This is a genomic window from Enterobacter sp. 50588862 (genome assembly GCF_001462935.1).
Lineage (GTDB): Bacteria > Pseudomonadota > Gammaproteobacteria > Enterobacterales > Enterobacteriaceae > Enterobacter > Enterobacter bugandensis.
Genome location: NZ_LNHM01000007.1, coordinates 766,663 through 782,185, shown reverse-complemented (window position 1 = coordinate 782,185; position 15,523 = coordinate 766,663). Strand labels below are relative to the sequence as shown.

Annotated in this window: 16 protein-coding genes and 1 pseudogene; 4 read left to right on the top strand and 13 right to left on the bottom strand. The window is 57.3% G+C overall.

Annotation, left to right across the window (positions count from 1 at the left end):
* Window positions 1-36 precede the first annotated feature (36 nt).
* The gene (nhoA, locus tag APT89_RS04120) at window positions 37-882 is read right to left on the bottom strand and encodes an N-hydroxyarylamine O-acetyltransferase (protein WP_060571781.1); all 846 of its coding nucleotides are present in this window, start codon (window positions 880-882) and stop codon (window positions 37-39) included.
* A 108-nt stretch (window positions 883-990) separates the two neighbouring features.
* Between nhoA and APT89_RS04115 the strand changes: the two genes are divergently transcribed.
* The 3 genes from APT89_RS04115 (at window position 991) to APT89_RS04105 (ending at window position 2,477) form a co-directional block, all read left to right on the top strand.
* Window positions 991-1,563: a flavin reductase family protein gene (locus tag APT89_RS04115; RefSeq protein ID WP_060571780.1), complete on the top strand. Its 573-nt coding sequence runs from the start codon at window positions 991-993 to the stop codon at window positions 1,561-1,563.
* Window positions 1,564-1,689: 126 nt separating this feature from the next.
* A complete protein-coding gene (locus APT89_RS04110) occupies window positions 1,690-2,052 on the top strand; it encodes a hypothetical protein (protein WP_060571779.1) in 363 nt (120 codons plus the stop codon).
* Window positions 2,052-2,477: a DUF3828 domain-containing protein gene (locus tag APT89_RS04105; protein WP_041909809.1), complete on the top strand. Its 426-nt coding sequence runs from the start codon at window positions 2,052-2,054 to the stop codon at window positions 2,475-2,477. The genes APT89_RS04110 and APT89_RS04105 overlap by 1 nt, the downstream gene beginning before the upstream one ends.
* A gap of 68 nt (window positions 2,478-2,545) precedes the next feature.
* On the opposite strand, the gene fusA is transcribed toward APT89_RS04105, so the two are convergent.
* Complete coding sequence (fusA, locus tag APT89_RS04100; RefSeq protein WP_041909807.1) at window positions 2,546-4,645, bottom strand: elongation factor G; 2,100 nt, start codon at window positions 4,643-4,645, stop codon at window positions 2,546-2,548.
* A 160-nt stretch (window positions 4,646-4,805) separates the two neighbouring features.
* On the opposite strand from fusA, the gene APT89_RS04095 reads away from it, so the two are divergent.
* Window positions 4,806-5,120, top strand: a complete 315-nt coding sequence (locus APT89_RS04095) for an ArsR/SmtB family transcription factor (protein ID WP_041909805.1) — start codon at window positions 4,806-4,808, stop codon at window positions 5,118-5,120.
* A gap of 25 nt (window positions 5,121-5,145) precedes the next feature.
* On the opposite strand, the gene APT89_RS04090 is transcribed toward APT89_RS04095, so the two are convergent.
* The 11 genes and pseudogenes from APT89_RS04090 to APT89_RS04035 form a co-directional block, all read right to left on the bottom strand.
* A complete protein-coding gene (locus APT89_RS04090) occupies window positions 5,146-6,147 on the bottom strand; it encodes a Kdo(2)-lipid IV(A) acyltransferase (RefSeq protein WP_045630477.1) in 1,002 nt (333 codons plus the stop codon).
* Window positions 6,148-6,339: 192 nt separating this feature from the next.
* Window positions 6,340-6,570 (bottom strand): tautomerase PptA, encoded by a 231-nt coding sequence (gene pptA, locus APT89_RS04085; protein ID WP_028013275.1) that lies wholly within the window; start codon window positions 6,568-6,570, stop codon window positions 6,340-6,342.
* Between the two features lie 37 nt (window positions 6,571-6,607).
* Window positions 6,608-7,225 carry a glutathione S-transferase family protein gene (locus APT89_RS04080; protein ID WP_060571778.1) on the bottom strand — a complete coding sequence of 206 codons (618 nt, stop codon included), beginning with the start codon at window positions 7,223-7,225 and terminating at the stop codon, window positions 6,608-6,610.
* A gap of 41 nt (window positions 7,226-7,266) precedes the next feature.
* Window positions 7,267-8,154 carry an ABC transporter substrate-binding protein gene (locus APT89_RS04075; RefSeq protein ID WP_060571777.1) on the bottom strand — a complete coding sequence of 296 codons (888 nt, stop codon included), beginning with the start codon at window positions 8,152-8,154 and terminating at the stop codon, window positions 7,267-7,269.
* A 9-nt stretch (window positions 8,155-8,163) separates the two neighbouring features.
* Window positions 8,164-8,937: an amino acid ABC transporter ATP-binding protein gene (locus tag APT89_RS04070; RefSeq protein ID WP_060571776.1), complete on the bottom strand. Its 774-nt coding sequence runs from the start codon at window positions 8,935-8,937 to the stop codon at window positions 8,164-8,166.
* Entirely contained in the window at window positions 8,921-9,847 is a 927-nt protein-coding gene (locus APT89_RS04065) for an amino acid ABC transporter permease (protein ID WP_045630481.1), read from the bottom strand. The genes APT89_RS04070 and APT89_RS04065 overlap by 17 nt, the downstream gene beginning before the upstream one ends.
* A gap of 9 nt (window positions 9,848-9,856) precedes the next feature.
* Window positions 9,857-10,366, bottom strand: coding sequence for a GNAT family N-acetyltransferase (locus APT89_RS04060; RefSeq protein ID WP_028013279.1), 510 nt, complete (start codon window positions 10,364-10,366; stop codon window positions 9,857-9,859).
* A gap of 9 nt (window positions 10,367-10,375) precedes the next feature.
* Window positions 10,376-12,639: pseudogene (locus tag APT89_RS24545) on the bottom strand (NtaA/DmoA family FMN-dependent monooxygenase).
* 16 nt (window positions 12,640-12,655) lie between these two features.
* Window positions 12,656-13,777, bottom strand: a complete 1,122-nt coding sequence (locus APT89_RS04045) for an amidohydrolase (RefSeq protein ID WP_060571775.1) — start codon at window positions 13,775-13,777, stop codon at window positions 12,656-12,658.
* Window positions 13,774-14,775, bottom strand: a complete 1,002-nt coding sequence (locus tag APT89_RS04040) for an MsnO8 family LLM class oxidoreductase (RefSeq protein ID WP_060571774.1) — start codon at window positions 14,773-14,775, stop codon at window positions 13,774-13,776. The genes APT89_RS04045 and APT89_RS04040 overlap by 4 nt, the downstream gene beginning before the upstream one ends.
* 110 nt (window positions 14,776-14,885) lie before the next feature.
* A complete protein-coding gene (locus tag APT89_RS04035) occupies window positions 14,886-15,425 on the bottom strand; it encodes a (d)CMP kinase (protein WP_060571773.1) in 540 nt (179 codons plus the stop codon).
* Window positions 15,426-15,523: the final 98 nt, after the last annotated feature.

Below are 15,523 nucleotides of genomic sequence, written 5' to 3'. Positions count from 1 at the left end.
CTCCCGTAGGCCCGGTAAGGCGTAGCCGCCACCGGGCTATTTCCCTGCCTGCGGATGCGTATCAAACCCCGCCATCACTGCCGTCAGCTCGGCCAGTGTAAAGCCGTGCTTCGGATCAGCAACGCCAAGGCCAAACCGCTCCTGCATCAGCTTATACAGCGCCTCCGCATCCGGCAAATGGATCTGCTCCTCCACGTGACCGTTCTGCCAGTGGGTAAAGTTGAAGTTAGTCAGCGTCAGCTTGCCGCCGTCCGGCAGGTGGCGACACATCAGCAGATGATGACGAAAATGGGACTGCGGCCAGTGCGCCGACCAGAAGTTCCCCATCACGTAATCGCTGAAATACTGCGTCGTCAGGTCAAAGTGGTACATCGACTGCCAGTGCTCGTGGTGACGGAACTGTAATACCCAGTCGTTACCCTCGCTCAGAAGACGGTAAATGCCGTGCGGGGTTTCCTGTTCCTCGTTGGCGAGCAGGCGAATCGGCGCCGTCAGCGTCTGTCCACCAAACCCCACGTCGGCAATCCAGCGCTCGCCGTTCAGCTCAACCAGCAGCAGGCGGTGCGTGCGCGGCGGCATCTGCGACGGATTTGCCAGTACGACCCGCCCCAGCACGCTGCGCACGTTAAACCCGACTTCACGCAACACGCGCTCGAAAAGGCCGTTTTGCTCAAAGCAATATCCTCCGCGTCGCGCCGTCACCAGCTTGTCGACCAGACATTGATCGTCAAGATGGATTTCGCGCGGCAGGACGACATCAATATTTTCGAACGGGATCGCACAGTTGTGGTGTAAATGCAGCGCGCGCAGGGTGTCTATATCAACCCGTGTCGGTTGCGCCCACCCAATGCGGGCAAAATAGTCAGTCAGAAAGGGGGACATACATCATTTTCCTTTGATTGTGATGTTCTGTTTATAAACTAATTTTACGCACTCACTTTGATTTACGTGCTTTTTCGTCATACTCATCGTTACAGATGAGGAGATCCTATGAGCCACTTTCGCCCTGTTGAATTACGTCATGCCAGCCGTCTGCTGAACCACGGCCCTACCGTGCTGATCACCAGCCGCGATGAAACCCTGGACAGACGCAACGTGATGGCCGCCGCATGGTCAATGCCCGTTGAGTTTGAACCGCCGCGCATCGCGATTGTGGTGGACAAAAGTACCTGGTCACGTGAGCTGATTGAGCACAGCGGGAAGTTTGGCATCGTCATCCCCGGCGTGGCGGCAGCTAACTGGACATACGCTGTCGGCAGCGTCAGCGGGCGCGACGAGGACAAATTCAACTGCTACGGGATCCCGGTCGTGAACGGCCCTGAGCTCGGGCTGCCGGTGATTGAAGAAAAATGTCTGGCGTGGATGGAGTGCCGGTTATTACCTGCCACATCCGCGGCAGAGAAATACGACACGCTGTTTGGCGAAGTGGTTTCAGCGGCAGCCGATGAGCGCGCGTTTATTGCCGGGCGCTGGCAGTTTGACGGGGATAAGTTGAATACGCTGCATCATCTAGGGGCTGGGACATTTGTGGCGAGCGGGAAAATGGTGAAGGCGCTGGATTGATTTCCTAAATTATATCCTACTGAATTATAGTAAATTTCTATGGCATTTTATGTTTACTATTGCGTTGTAAAACGGAGGATATTTCCAGAGTTGCTGCATTAGCACTCTCGCGTTAAGGAAATATCAATGACATGGAATAAAGATGGCGCAATCGCGTATGCCAAATCACACGCCCAACCGAAGAGCACGGGGTATTGTGCTCACTACGTCACCGAAGCGATCAGAACGGGTGGAAGATTAAAAATCCCCAATACGCGTCTGGCAAAAGACATGGGGCGGACATTGGTTAACGCTGGATTCCGCCTTGTATACGATCAACCCCATGCAGGCGACGTCGCAGTTATTCAAAATATTGTTGGTCATGATAGCGGGCACGTTTGCATATACGATGGTCAGCAGTGGATCAGCGATTTTGTTCAACGCACCATGTACCCAGGGCAGGCTTACCGCAACATACAACCACATGACGAACTGTTCAGGCATGACTAATGAAAACACTCTGCTTTTTTCTTTTTGCCCTTTCTCCGCTCGCGGCCGCAGAAAATGTTTATGCACCGGGCCACGCGGCGCTTAAATTCAATCAATGGTATATCGCGCAGTTAGATCAGCACAAACCGCCCGTACTTAACCCAGATATTATGGATGATTACGTTGCCTCGGGGACAATTGCAGCAATAAAAGAGTTGTATTCAGGTGACAGTAACGAAAAAGACATGCCCGATGCGGATATGTTCATCAAATCACAGGATTGGGATGAGGACTGGAATCAGATAACCATCCTGCACTCTGATTTTGACGCCGTTTGCACAAACGTTTATATCGCGTTTGGTAAGAAGCAAGATCACGTTGTTGCAGATTGTCTTATTGAAGAACAAGGGAAATGGAAAGTCCGCTCGGCAACGCTAATTAAGTAACATGGATAATCTCCGTGTCGTAAAAAAAGCACATGGTAGCCCACCGACTACCATGTGCAATTAATTAACTACTTCGCACGCCGCGCAATAATCTCATCCGCCACATTTCGCGGGGCTTCCGCAAAATGATGGAACTCCATCGTGTACGTTGCGCGTCCCTGGGACATCGAACGCAGCGTGGTGGCGTAACCAAACATCTCGGCCAGCGGCACATCGGCGCGGATAATCTGGCTTCCGTACTGCTCCGCCATTCCCTGCACCATGCCGCGTCGGGAAGAGAGATCGCCCATGATGTTCCCGGCGTACTCTTCCGGCGTTTCCACCTCCACGTGCATGATCGGCTCAAGAATTACCGGATCCGCCCTGCGAGCGCCCTCCTTGAAGCCGAGGATCGCCGCCATGCGGAACGCCATCTCCGAGGAGTCGACGTCGTGGTACGAACCAAAGGTCAGGGTCGCTTTGACATCCACCACCGGATAGCCCGCCAGCACGCCGCTGTTCATCGCTTCCCGCAGCCCTTTCTCCACGGACGGGATATACTCACGCGGCACCACGCCGCCCTTGGTGGCATCTTCAAATACAAAACCACTTCCGGGCTCCAGCGGCTCCAGGCTCAGGACCACATGACCGTACTGCCCTTTCCCACCGGACTGTCGGACAAATTTCCCTTCAATATCCTTCACCGCCTTGCGCAGGGTTTCCCGGTAGGTTACCTGCGGACGACCAATGTTCGCCTCGACGCCAAACTCACGCTTCATGCGGTCGACGATAATCTCGAGGTGTAACTCACCCATCCCGGAGATAATGGTCTGACCGGACTCCTCGTCAGTATGCAGGCGGAAAGACGGGTCTTCCGCCGCCAGACGCTGCAGCGCAATGCCCATTTTCTCCTGGTCTCCCTTGGTTTTCGGCTCAATTGCCAGCGAGATCACCGGGTCCGGGAACTCCATGCGCTCAAGCGTGATCACGGCGTTCGGATCGGTGAGCGTGTCACCGGTGGTCACGTCTTTTAACCCGACACAGGCCGCGATATCGCCCGCGCGCAGTTCATCCACCTCATGGCGATCGTTGGCATGCATCAGCACGATGCGCCCGATGCGCTCTTTCTTCTCTTTCACCGGGTTATAGACCGCGTCGCCTTTGCGCAGCACGCCAGAGTAGACCCGGATAAAGGTCAACTGCCCGACGTACGGGTCGCTCATCAGCTTGAACGCCAGCGCCGAGAACGGCTCATCATCACTCGGATGACGCTCCGCGTGCTGCCCTTTTTCATCCACGCCGTCAATGGCCGGCACGTCCAGCGGGGACGGCATCAGCTCAATCACCGCATCCAGCATGCGCTGCACGCCTTTATTTTTAAAGGCGCTGCCGCAGAGCATCGGCTGGATTTCGCCCGAGATGGTGCGAATGCGCAGCCCTTTGATGATTTCCGCTTCCGTCAGATCGCCCGTTTCCAGGTATTTGTCCATCAGTTCATCGCTGGCTTCCGCCGCCGCGGAGACCATTTTTTCCCGCCACTCCTGGGCGGTACTGACTAAATCGTCCGGCACGGGGGCATAGGTAAACACCATACCCTGCGTCGCATCGTCCCACAGAATGGTGCGCATCTTGATGAGATCCACCACGCCGGTGAAATGATCTTCGGCACCCACCGGGATAACAATCGGCACCGGATTGGCCTTCAGGCGCTCCTGCATCATCCGCACGACGCGGAAGAAATCGGCACCCGGGCGGTCCATTTTGTTGACGAAGGCCAGACGCGGTACGTGATATTTATTGGCCTGACGCCAGACGGTTTCCGACTGCGGCTGCACGCCACCCACGGAGTCATACACCATCACCGCGCCGTCGAGCACGCGCATGGAACGCTCCACCTCAATGGTGAAGTCCACGTGCCCCGGGGTGTCGATGATGTTAATCCGGTGCGGCTCAAAGCCTCTGTCCATGCCTGGCCAGAAGCAGCTGACCGCCGCGGACGTAATGGTGATCCCGCGCTCTTGCTCCTGCGCCATCCAGTCGGTGGTTGCCGCGCCATCGTGTACTTCACCCAGCTTGTGGCTCATCCCGGTATAAAACAGGATGCGCTCAGTGGTGGTGGTTTTACCGGCATCGATATGCGCGGAGATACCGATGTTGCGATAACGTTCGAGAGGAATGGGTCGGGGCATGATATTTCCTTAGTCACTATGACGTGTTTGTGACGACCGGGATGGTCGTGCATTGGTTCGTTTGCTATAATAGTCCTATTGTACGAGTATTATCGAACTATTTTTTAAGGGTTGACCTATTGTTGATATAGCTCAATCTGACATCACGCGCAGGAAAACGATGATCCCTAACCACCCTGAAACTGAACAAATACTGCTGGAAAATGTGCTGTTTGCCCTCGGCAACCCGCTCCGGCTATCGATTATTCGCCGGCTCGCCGATGGCAGCGAACTCAGCTGTAACGCACTGCGCCCGGAAGATGTGGTGAAGTCCACGATGACCCACCACTGGCGCGTGTTGCGCGACAGTGGGGTCATCTGGCAGCGTCCGCAGGGACGAGAAAATATGATTTCACTGCGTCGGGAGGATCTGGATGCCCGTTTTCCCGGGCTGATGGAAATACTGCTAAAGGCCAAAAGCGCTGCCGGAAACTAGCTCCAGCAGCCTTTTGCGTGGCGTTTTAGTGCTGCATGCCCGACTGCTGCGAGAATTCATCGTCGGTTAAGCCAGCCCGAGGGGGCGCGGAGATTTTTTTAGGGGCATATCTGTCCGGCACGCCCTCAGGACGCGTCTTGAAGCGACGGTGCAGCCACATATACTGCTCCGGCGCCATCAGCACCGCGCGCTCGATCGCCCGGTTCATCTGGGTTGCGACAGACTCTTTATCCGCACCCTGCAATGACGCGCTGATATCTTCAAGAATAATCAGCTCGTACCCTTTACCGTCCTCTCTGCGGCGCGGCACAAACGGAATAACGGCAGGCTTAGCGCTTTTGACCAGCATATAGCTGCCCGCCGTTGTGGCGGCATCCGGGACGGCGAAGAATGGCGCAAACACGCTGTTGGCTTTGCCATAGTCATGATCCGGCGCGTACCAGAGAATTTCATTCTGCTTCAGGGCACGGATCATGCCTTTTAAATCATGACGATCCAGCATGGTTTTATTAGAACGCAGACGACCGCGCGTTTGTAGCCAGTCCAGGAGCGCATTATTGTTGGGACGATAAACCCCAATACCGGGGTTAAGCATGCCAAATATCCGCGCGCCCAGCTCAAGCGTCAGAAAATGCATGCCAACCAGCACCACGCCCTTCCCCTGCGCCCTGGCCTGCTCCATATGTTCGTAACCGCGCACGGTAAAGCATTTACGCACCCGCCATTCAGGCCAGAACCACGCCATGCCGGTTTCGATTACCCCCATTCCCACGGATTCAAAATTTCGCTGCAGCAAAGATTCACGCGCTTCTGCTTCCATCTGTGGAAAGCAAAGCTCCAGGTTGCGGCGGGCAATCTCGACACGGCGCGGTAAAAGGCGCATGGCTAACCGGCCCAGAGCGTGTCCGAGTTTGAACAACAGCGGGTAAGGCAGCAGCATGATAAGCCACAGGGCGGCGATGCCTGTCCAGCTTAGCCAGTATCGCGGGTGGAAAAAAGCAGGTGAAAACCGGGGTAATTTTGTCATGCGAAAATTATCCTTTAATGTGACTGTCCTTAATTGATTCTGTTGTCGATCTTTCCTAAGGATTGATGAAATGTCGGTCGTGAACGTTAAGTATAACGGATCAGATAAAACTTATTTTTATCGTTTTTTGCGAAAAGAAGGCGTAAGCGGCAGGAGAAACCGGGTAAGACGATGACCTCACCCGGCGAAAGATTACATTGAATACCCGGGCTTTTTAATCAACTCGTCCAGCTTCGGTCCGATTTCGGTATCCCAGACCTGTGCTTTCCAGTCTTCCGGGTTTACCTGGTTCAACGCCACCGATACTGAACCGTCTTTGCTGTTGAAATGGCGAATTATCACCTCGGCGATATCTGCCGCCAGCGCGGTTTTTTGCTCGTCGTTAAGATCGCGGGGAAAACATTTGATATCTACGTGTGGCATATGCAGGCTTCCTGTTATGTGTGAGCATTCCACGTTATCAGATAATTTTGTTTGCCTTTAACACCTCGTGCAGTTCCGGCAGTTGACACACGGTATCCGCAATCGCCGTAAGCTTCGGCGTATTTGTCGCAAACCACTCATGGCGAGGCCCCCAGGTGCGCGCCACCGCAACATACACATCCAGCAGCGTCAGCCGTTCACCCAGCGCAAACGGCGCGGCCTTAAGCTGATTTTCAAACCACAAATAGAGGGATTTCCGGTACTCAATGCAGTTTTTCTGCAGCTGTTCCGGCGCATCAGGCACCCAGCGTTCGGGATAATCGGCATAGGTAAAGGTGGGATAGACGTTCGCCACGAACCAGATAAGCAGACGCTGAAACTGCTGACGCTCGGCCTGCCCCACGGGTGGAGCGAGATCGGGACAACGGTCGAGCACCATCAGGGCAATCGCCGCCGTTTCGGTCATGATGGCGCCATTTTCCAGCTCCAGCGTCGGCACCTGGCACAGCGGGTTGAGTTTTTGCAGCAGTTCACGCTGCGGGCCGGGCTGGTCAAACCCGTCAACGTTCACAAATTGATAAGGAATATTAGCCAGGGTCAGCATCACTTCACTGATTGCCGAGCCCCAGCCGGGTACGCCATAGAGTTTCATCATGTTGCCCCCTCAGGAGTGAAAATCCTAAGTGTAGAGCACCATTAGTAGGTTATCCCAGGCGGGTTGACCTCCGATTGCGCCACCGTTTCGCCCTGCTCCCCCCAGCGCGCCAGCACTTTCTGGTACTCTCCGCGCTCAATCGCCCCGTTCAGCGCGGCCTGCAGCGCGTACACCAGCCCATTGCCTTTTTTGGTCGTGGTGGCGACATAAGCTTTTTTCGGACCTAAACCGACCACGCGGGTTTTGCCGGTGAGCGCCGCTTTGTAAGCTGAAACCGACTGAGGGCCAAAGAACACGTCCGCCCTGCCGGACTGGATATAGAGATTGCCCGAGGCATCGTCGTGGAGATAGACCGGCAGCGCAGGCGCTCGCCCCGCCTTTTTATTCTCTTCGTTCCAGCCCAGCAGGATGCGCTCCTGATTGGTGCCCGAGCCGACAATCACCTTTTTTCCGGCCAGATCTTCCGCGCTTTTGATTGATTGAATCTCGCTGGTGGACTTCACCGAAAACGCCAGCGAATCGACGCGGTAGGTCGCAAAATCAAACTTCTCTTTACGCTGTTCGGTCACCGCAATGTTCACCAGCGCCACGTCGTAGCGCCCGGAAGCGATGCCCAGCGGCCAGTCTTCCCACGCCGTTGGCACCAGCTTTAGCTTCAGCCCCAGGCTGCCCGCCAGCAGGCGGGCGATATCCGGGTCGCTGCCAATCCGCGTGCGGTTATCGCTGGCCAGCAGCGCCAGCGGCGGGGAGTTCAGCATCGAGACGGCGACCGTCAGCGTACCCGGTTCAACGAATTTATAACCGGCGGGGATCTTCGCTACGGCCTGTCGATCCACCGTCACCGGCAGCGGCTGCTCGTTGGCTTTCAGATCGATGCTGGCGTGGCTTGCCGTTGTGAAGATCAGCCCTGCCAGAAGTCCGTATTTCATCTGCGCTCCTTACAGCACTTTTGACAGGAACTGGCGCGTTCGCGCGTGCGACGGACGGTTCAATACCGCGTCGCTGCTGCCCTGCTCCACGATTTTCCCGTCGACCATAAACACCACCTGATCCGCCACCTCGCGGGCAAAGCCGATCTCGTGGGTGACCACCACCAGCGTGGTGCCGGACCGGGCGAGTTTTTTGATCACGTCCAGCACCTCTCCCACTAGCTCCGGATCCAGCGCGGAAGTCGGCTCATCAAACAGCATCACGCGGGGACGTAAGGCCAGCGCGCGGGCAATCGCAATGCGCTGCTGCTGCCCGCCGGAGAGATGGCGAGACCAGGCATCGGCCTTATCCCGCAGCCCAACCACGTCCAGCAGGCTGTATGCCCTTTCCACCGCCTCTTTTTTGCTGAGCTTCTTATGCGCGATGGGCGCCTCAATCAGGTTTTCCAGCACCGTGAGGTGAGGAAAGAGATTGAAGTTCTGAAACACATAGCCCACGTTGACGCGCTGCTTGAGGATCTCTTTCTCCTTCAGCTCATAGAGCTTGTCGCCCTGACGACGGTAGCCAATGTAGTCCCCGTCGATCTGAATAAAGCCTTCGTCGACGCGCTCCAGATGGTTAATGGTGCGCAGCAGCGTCGATTTACCCGAGCCTGAGGGCCCGAGGATCACCGTCACGGAACCCGGCGTGATCTCAAGCGAAACGTTGTCGAGCGCCTTATGGCGACCAAAATACTTGCTGACGCCGGTAATCGAGATATGTCCTTCAGGAGAGGCTTGCATGGATAGGCTCCTGTGCTGGCGTGGTGGTGACGGAACGGGTGCGACGGGCGGCACGGTTCTGATTAACCGCAGAGCGGCGTTCGCTGCGGGCGAGTGCGCGTTCAACACCGTACTGAATAGCGGACAAGACGGTGGTAATCACCAGGTACCAGGCGGCGCCGACCATCAGCAGCGGGATCACCTCCTGGGTGCGGTTGTAGATCATCTGGATGGTATAGAACAGCTCCGGCATTGCCAGGACGTAGACCATCGCCGTTCCCTTGGCGAGGCTGATAATTTCATTGAATCCCGACGGCAGAATGGTGCGCAACGCCTGAGGCAGGATTATCCGCACCGTACGTCGCCAGGCCGGGAGGCCAAGCGCGGCGGCCGCTTCATACTGGCCGTGATCCACCCCGAGGAAACCCCCGCGAATAATCTCTGCGGTGTAAGCGCTCTGCACCAGCGTCAGCCCCACCACGGCGGTGGAGAACTGCCCCAGCACGTTGATGGTTTCAAAGCTGCCCCAGGTGATGCCGGTGAACGGCACGCCGAGCGAGAGCGTGTCGTAGAGATAGGAAAAGTTGTACAGGATGATCAAAACGACGATCAGCGGCAGCGACCGAAACAGCCAGATGTATGCCCACGCCAGGCTGCTCAATAACCAGGATGAAGAGAGTCTCGCCAGGGCCAGCATGCCGCCAAATACCACGCTCAGCGCGGTACCGATCAGCGTCAGCAGCAGGGTCTGCCCGACGCCTTCGAGGATCACCGGGTCGAAGAACCAGCGGGCAAACACCGCCCACTCCCAGCGCGGGTTGAAAGCGACGGACTGGATCACGACCGCCAGCACAAACAGCGCCACCGCGGCGCCGACGGTCCGCAGCGGATAACGCGCCGGGACCACCTTAATGGTTTCAACGTTGCTCATCGTCGTTCCTCATGCGGTTTTACTGAACGCTTCGCGTACCAGCGTTTTAGTGAAGCGCAGCCGACCATCAAACGGCGGCTGGCTGTACTCTTCCGGATCCCGGTTCAGATCAAACTGTGGCTGGTAGCCCTGGCTGAGATAGAGCCTGACCGCTTCCGGCTGGCGAAAACCGGTTGTCAGGTAGATCTGGCTGTAACCTGCCAGCACCGCCCTGCGCTCCAGCTCCTGCACTACGCGTCCGGCAAGCCCCTGCTGACGCAGGGTTTTGTCCGTCCAGATGCGCTTGATTTCCGCGGTGCGTTCGTCGAACGGTTTGTACGCACCGGTGGCGATGATTTTTCCGTCACGCTCCAGGACGATAAACAGCCCCTGCGGCGCTAAATACCACTCGGTGAGTTCCACTTCCGCGTCTTTAGAGAAGTAGTCACCGTAGCGGGCGGCATATTCACCGAACAGCCCCTCGATAATGGGCTGAAGTTCGGCATCTTCCGGTGAAACGTCACGAAATTGTTCACGCATAGCGCCTCCTTAATCACCCAGGCCATCAGGATTCACTTCTGACTGCGGAATACGCTCAACGCCTTCCCCCCAGCGGTTCAGCACTTTGTCGTAATCGCCGTTTTTGATGACGCCGTTCAGCGCGGTTTGCACCGGCTCAACCAGCCCGCTGCCTTTCTTCAGCGTCACCGCAATGTGCGCCGCCTTCGGCCAGCCGCCGTCGACGCTACCCACCAGTTTGGTTTTCCCGTTCAGCGCCGCCTTCCATGCGCCAATCACGTTCGGGCCAAAGTAGGCATCCGCGCGCCCGGACTGGAGCGCCAGCGTTTGCGCCGCATCGTCTTTGGTATAGATCGGGGTAAACGGTTTCAGCCCCTTCTTCAGGTTTTCAGCATTCCATGCCAGCAGGATGGCCTCCTGATTGGTCCCGGAACCAACGATAATCCGCAGCCCGGCGATGTCCTCAGCCTTCTGAAGCGATTCGATCGGGCTGGTCGATTTCACGTAGAAACCGAGGGAGTCCTTACGGTAAGTGGCGAAATCAAACTTCTCTTTGCGCGCTTTGGTAACGGTAATGTTGCTGATGGCGGCATCGTATTTCCCGGACGCCACGCCCAGCGGCCAGTCTTCCCACGACGTTGGCACCACGTTCAACTCAAGTCCGAGGCTGTCGGCCACCAGACGAGCAACGTCAACTTCACTCCCGAGCAGCGTTTTGTTGTCGTCGGAAAATACCGTCAGCGGCGGTTGATTGAGGCCCGCCACCGCCACGGTAAATTTCCCCGGCACGGCGAAGCGATAATCTTTCGGCAACTGCGCCACTGCATCGCTGTTTTTGGCGGTATTGATCGGCGTTTTATTGGCCTCGATGCTCACGCCGGTGCCGTTAATGTTCACATTCTCTGCCCAGACGGCAGGGGTAAAGGCCAGCGCGAGCGCCAGAATAAGCGATGTTTTTTGCATAGCGGAGTTCTCTTTTATTGTTGTGTGAACTGGTTTTTCGGTTGGTCTAAGCCAAGGCTTTCGCGCAGCGTGGTTCCCGGGTAGTCGGTGCGGAACAGGCCGCGGGCCTGTAAAACGGGCACCACCTGGTCAACAAAGCGCGGAAAGGTATCCGGCGTACCGCCCTGGATGATGAAGCCGTCTGCGGCATAGCCTTCAAACCAGGCCTGCAGACCGTCGGCGACCTCCTCCGGCGTGCCGGAAAAGCGCGGGCGCGGCGATGCGGCCTCAAGCGCCACCTGGCGCAGGGTTAAGTTGCGCTCGCGGGCATTTCGCTTAATTTCATCGGTGGTGCTGCGGAAGCTGTTTTTGCCTAAGTCACCGATATCCGGGAACGGCTCGTCGAGCGGATACTGGCTGAAATCGTGATGTTCAAAATAACGCCCGAGGTAATTGAGGGCATCGGTAACCGACACCAGCGCCGCCGTGGTTTGATACTGGTTTTCCACGTCATCGGCGTCTTTACCGACAATCACGCTGACGCCCTGGAAGATATGTAAATCTGACGCGCGGCGGCCGTTTGTTTCCAGCTGCTGCTTCACGTCGCGGTAAAACGCTTTTGCCTCGTCGAGCGTTTCGTGATGAGTGAAAATGGCGTCGGCATGTTTTGCCGCCAGCTTTTTCCCGTCGTCCGACGCGCCCGCCTGAAAAACAATCGGACGCCCTTGCGGGGTGCGACCAATATTCAGCGGACCGGCGACCTGGAAGAAGTCACCGTGGTGATCGAGCGTATGCAGCCTGGCCGGGTCAAAAAACTGACCGCTCTCTTTGTTGCGGATAAACGCGTCGCCTTCCCAGGAGTCCCACAGCCCTTTCACCACGTCGAGATACTCATCCGCAATACGATAGCGCAGCGCATGCTCGGGGTGTTTTTCGCGAGAGAAGTTCTTTGCCGACCCTTCCAGCGGCGAAGTCACCACGTTCCAGCCCGCACGTCCGTTGCTCAGATGATCGAGGCTGGCGAACTGGCGCGCCGTGGTAAAGGGTTCGCTGTAGGAGGTGGATAACGTTCCCACCAGCCCCAGACGCGTGGTGATGCTTGCCAGCGCGGATAATACCGTTAACGGCTCAAAGCGGTTTAAAAAATGCGGAATGGATTTCTCATTTATATAAAGACCGTCGGCAACGAATAAAAAATCGAGTTTGCCCTCCTCCGCTTTTAACGCCGTCTCTTTTACAAATTCAAAATTAATGCTGGCATCCGCGACCGCCGCCGGATGACGCCAGGCGGACATATTGCCCGATGCACCATGCAAAATGGTCCCAAGCCGCAGTTGACGATGTGCAGACATATTTACCTCTCCAAAATTAAACGTGTTGCAGGGCTTTTTCCGCCAGCTGTGCAAAATAGCGGGCTGCGGGCTCGATCAGGGCTTCGTCAGGATTAAACGCCGGGTGGTGTAAACCATACGGGCTGTTGCTGCCGATGCTGACAAACGCGCCGGGAACAGACTGCAGGTAGACCGCAAAATCTTCCCCGCCCATATGTAGCTCCGCATACCGGGTTTCATAGCCTGCCTCTCTGGCAACGGAGGTGGCGAAGTCGGCCCAGCGCTCGTCGTTCACCAGCGCAGTGGGCCCGGCATACCAGGTGATGTCGATCTGCGCGCTGAAGGCGCTGGCAAACCCGGCGGCGATTTCGCCCACGCGGGCCTTCACGTTCTGCTGTACCTCCGTGCGATGGGTACGCAGCGTGCCTTCCAGCTCGACGCTTTCCGGCAGCACGTTCCAGGTGTTGCCGCCTGCGATGCGGGTGACGCTCAGCACCACCGAATCCAGCGTGTTGACGTTGCGGCTGGCGACGCTTTGCAGCGCCGTCACCAGCTGGCTCGCCAGCACAATGGCGTCGTTGCCTTCGTGAGGACGTGCGGCGTGCGCGCCCTTACCGGTAATGCGGATCACGAAGCGGTCGACGTTGGCGTAAAACGGCCCGCCGCGGGTGGCGAACTCACCGACCGGCAGGCCGGGCTCGTTGTGCATGCCGAAAATGGCGCTGACGTCACGCAGGGCACCGGCACGCACCATACTCTTCGCACCGCCAAAGTTCTCTTCGGCAGGTTGAAACAGGATACGCACCCGGCCGTTAAGCGAGGCTTCCCGCTCTTTGAGCTTTAACGCGGCGCCGAGGATCACGCTGGTGTGGATATCGTGTCCGCAGGCGTGCATCACCCCTGCATGCTGCGAGCTAAACGGCACGCCGCTGCGCTCCTCAATTGGCAGGGCATCAATGTCTGCCCGCAGCGCAATCAGCTTGCTACCGGTTCCGATTTCCGCCACCAGCCCGGTCGGCAGATCGTAAGGCTGTGGGGGAATACCGGCATTCGTCAGCCACTGGCGCAGGCGCGCGGTGGTCTCCACTTCCTGGCCGGACAGCTCCGGGTTCCGGTGCAGCTCACGACGCCAGGCAATCAGTTGTTCGCCGAAGCTCATACGGTGACCTCCCTGTTAAGACGCGCCTCGGCCAGCAGACGCAGAGACGCGACGCGCGTTGCCCCCTCCGCGACCGGCGTGTCGATGATAAATTCGTCAATGCCCCACTGTTCGTGCAGCGCGTTAAGCTGTTCCAGCACCGACTCAGCAGTGCCCGCCAGCAGCGACTGGGCCCGACGGGCAATGCGCACCGGCTCGCTCCCCGCCTGACGGGCAAAGGCGTAGGCCTGCTCCTCGCTGGCGACGGTTACGCGCTGGCCGTTTGCCAGCTCAACACCCCACACTTCGACCTTCTGCGCCAGCGCGTCCGCTTCGGCCTGGGTCGGCGCGACAACCGCCTGCACCGCCACAATCACCTCCCGCGCGCTGTTCTTCCGCCAGATCGATACCACCTCGCGCAGCAGCTCCGGATCGCCGTTCAGGTGTGCGGCAAAAACAAAGTGCCAGTCGAGCGATGCGGCGAGCAGCGCGCTTTCGGGGCTGGCCCCCAACAGGAAACCTTGTGCAGGGACCGGCGGCAACGGCGTGGCACGAACGGCCTCTTCCGCCGACTGGTTTTCAGGACGGATCCAGCGATCGAGCTGCGTCAGCTGTTCGGCAAAGCTGCCCTTTTCCTGCTGATTCAGGCCCTGCTGAAGCGCGCGGGTTGAGAGCGGCAAACCGCCGGGGGCTTTCCCGACGCCCAGATCCACGCGACCCGGAGCCAGCGCGGCCAGAACGTTAAAGTTTTCAGCGACTTTATAGGGGCTGTAGTGTTGAAGCATGACGCCGCCAGAGCCCACGCGGATGCGTTTCGTTTGCCCGAGGATCCAGGCAATCAGCAGCTCCGGCGAAGGGCTGGCAAGCTGTGGGGTGTTGTGGTGTTCGGCAATCCAGAAGCGGTGATAGCCCAGATTTTCTGCCTGTTGCGCCAGCGCTAACGTCCGCGCCAGCGCATCGGCAGCCGTTTCGTTTTCAGCGATGGGGCTTTTATCCAGAATGCTGATTCGCCATGACATGTTGCGTTCTCGTTTGACTTAACATGTCGACATTATTAAAGGCGTATTTCACCACTGAGAAACAATTAATTTACATTTGGTTTGCCGGAAATCAGAAAAGCATAGCCCTGCTAACGGTGTGATTTTAGCGTTGAAATCAGCGCGTCGGCCTGCGGCCGGGAGGTAATGCGGACAAACTGAATATGGGCATACTGCGGATTTTGCATATCTGCTTCATAGCGCTCGCGGTTACTGCGCCAGGTTTTGATCGTCCAGATAATGATTGACTCCCGGCTGAAAAATGAGCGGCGGAAGCTTTCACGGTTTCCTGTGCCGGGCCACAGCTCCTGCCGGTGCCATGCGCGTTTGAATGCACGCGTGACCGCCTGCCGGAGCGTGCGGGTGAACCCGCAATCGACCCACACGACCATATCCACATCACGCCACTTCACCGGGCGCGTGCGGTTGTAGTTACCGTCGAGCACCCAGCCAGGCGTGGCGTCAAGGGTATTCGCCAGCGTTGCAAGTAATTCCTCATCGGGCGTTCTCTGCCAGTCGGGCCGCCAGTAGAGCCTGTCCATCTCAATGTAGGGAAGCGCCAGTTCCGCTGCGATGCGTCGGGCAAGCGTACTTTTTCCGCTCCCGCTGGTACCAATAATATTGATTTTCACCGTTCCGCCTGGACATGCTGAAGAAAACGGATTGCATCATAGCGTTTTAGTTTTGTTAATGAAACGCCAGTGAAGCGCAGCAGCCTGACGCCCTCCCC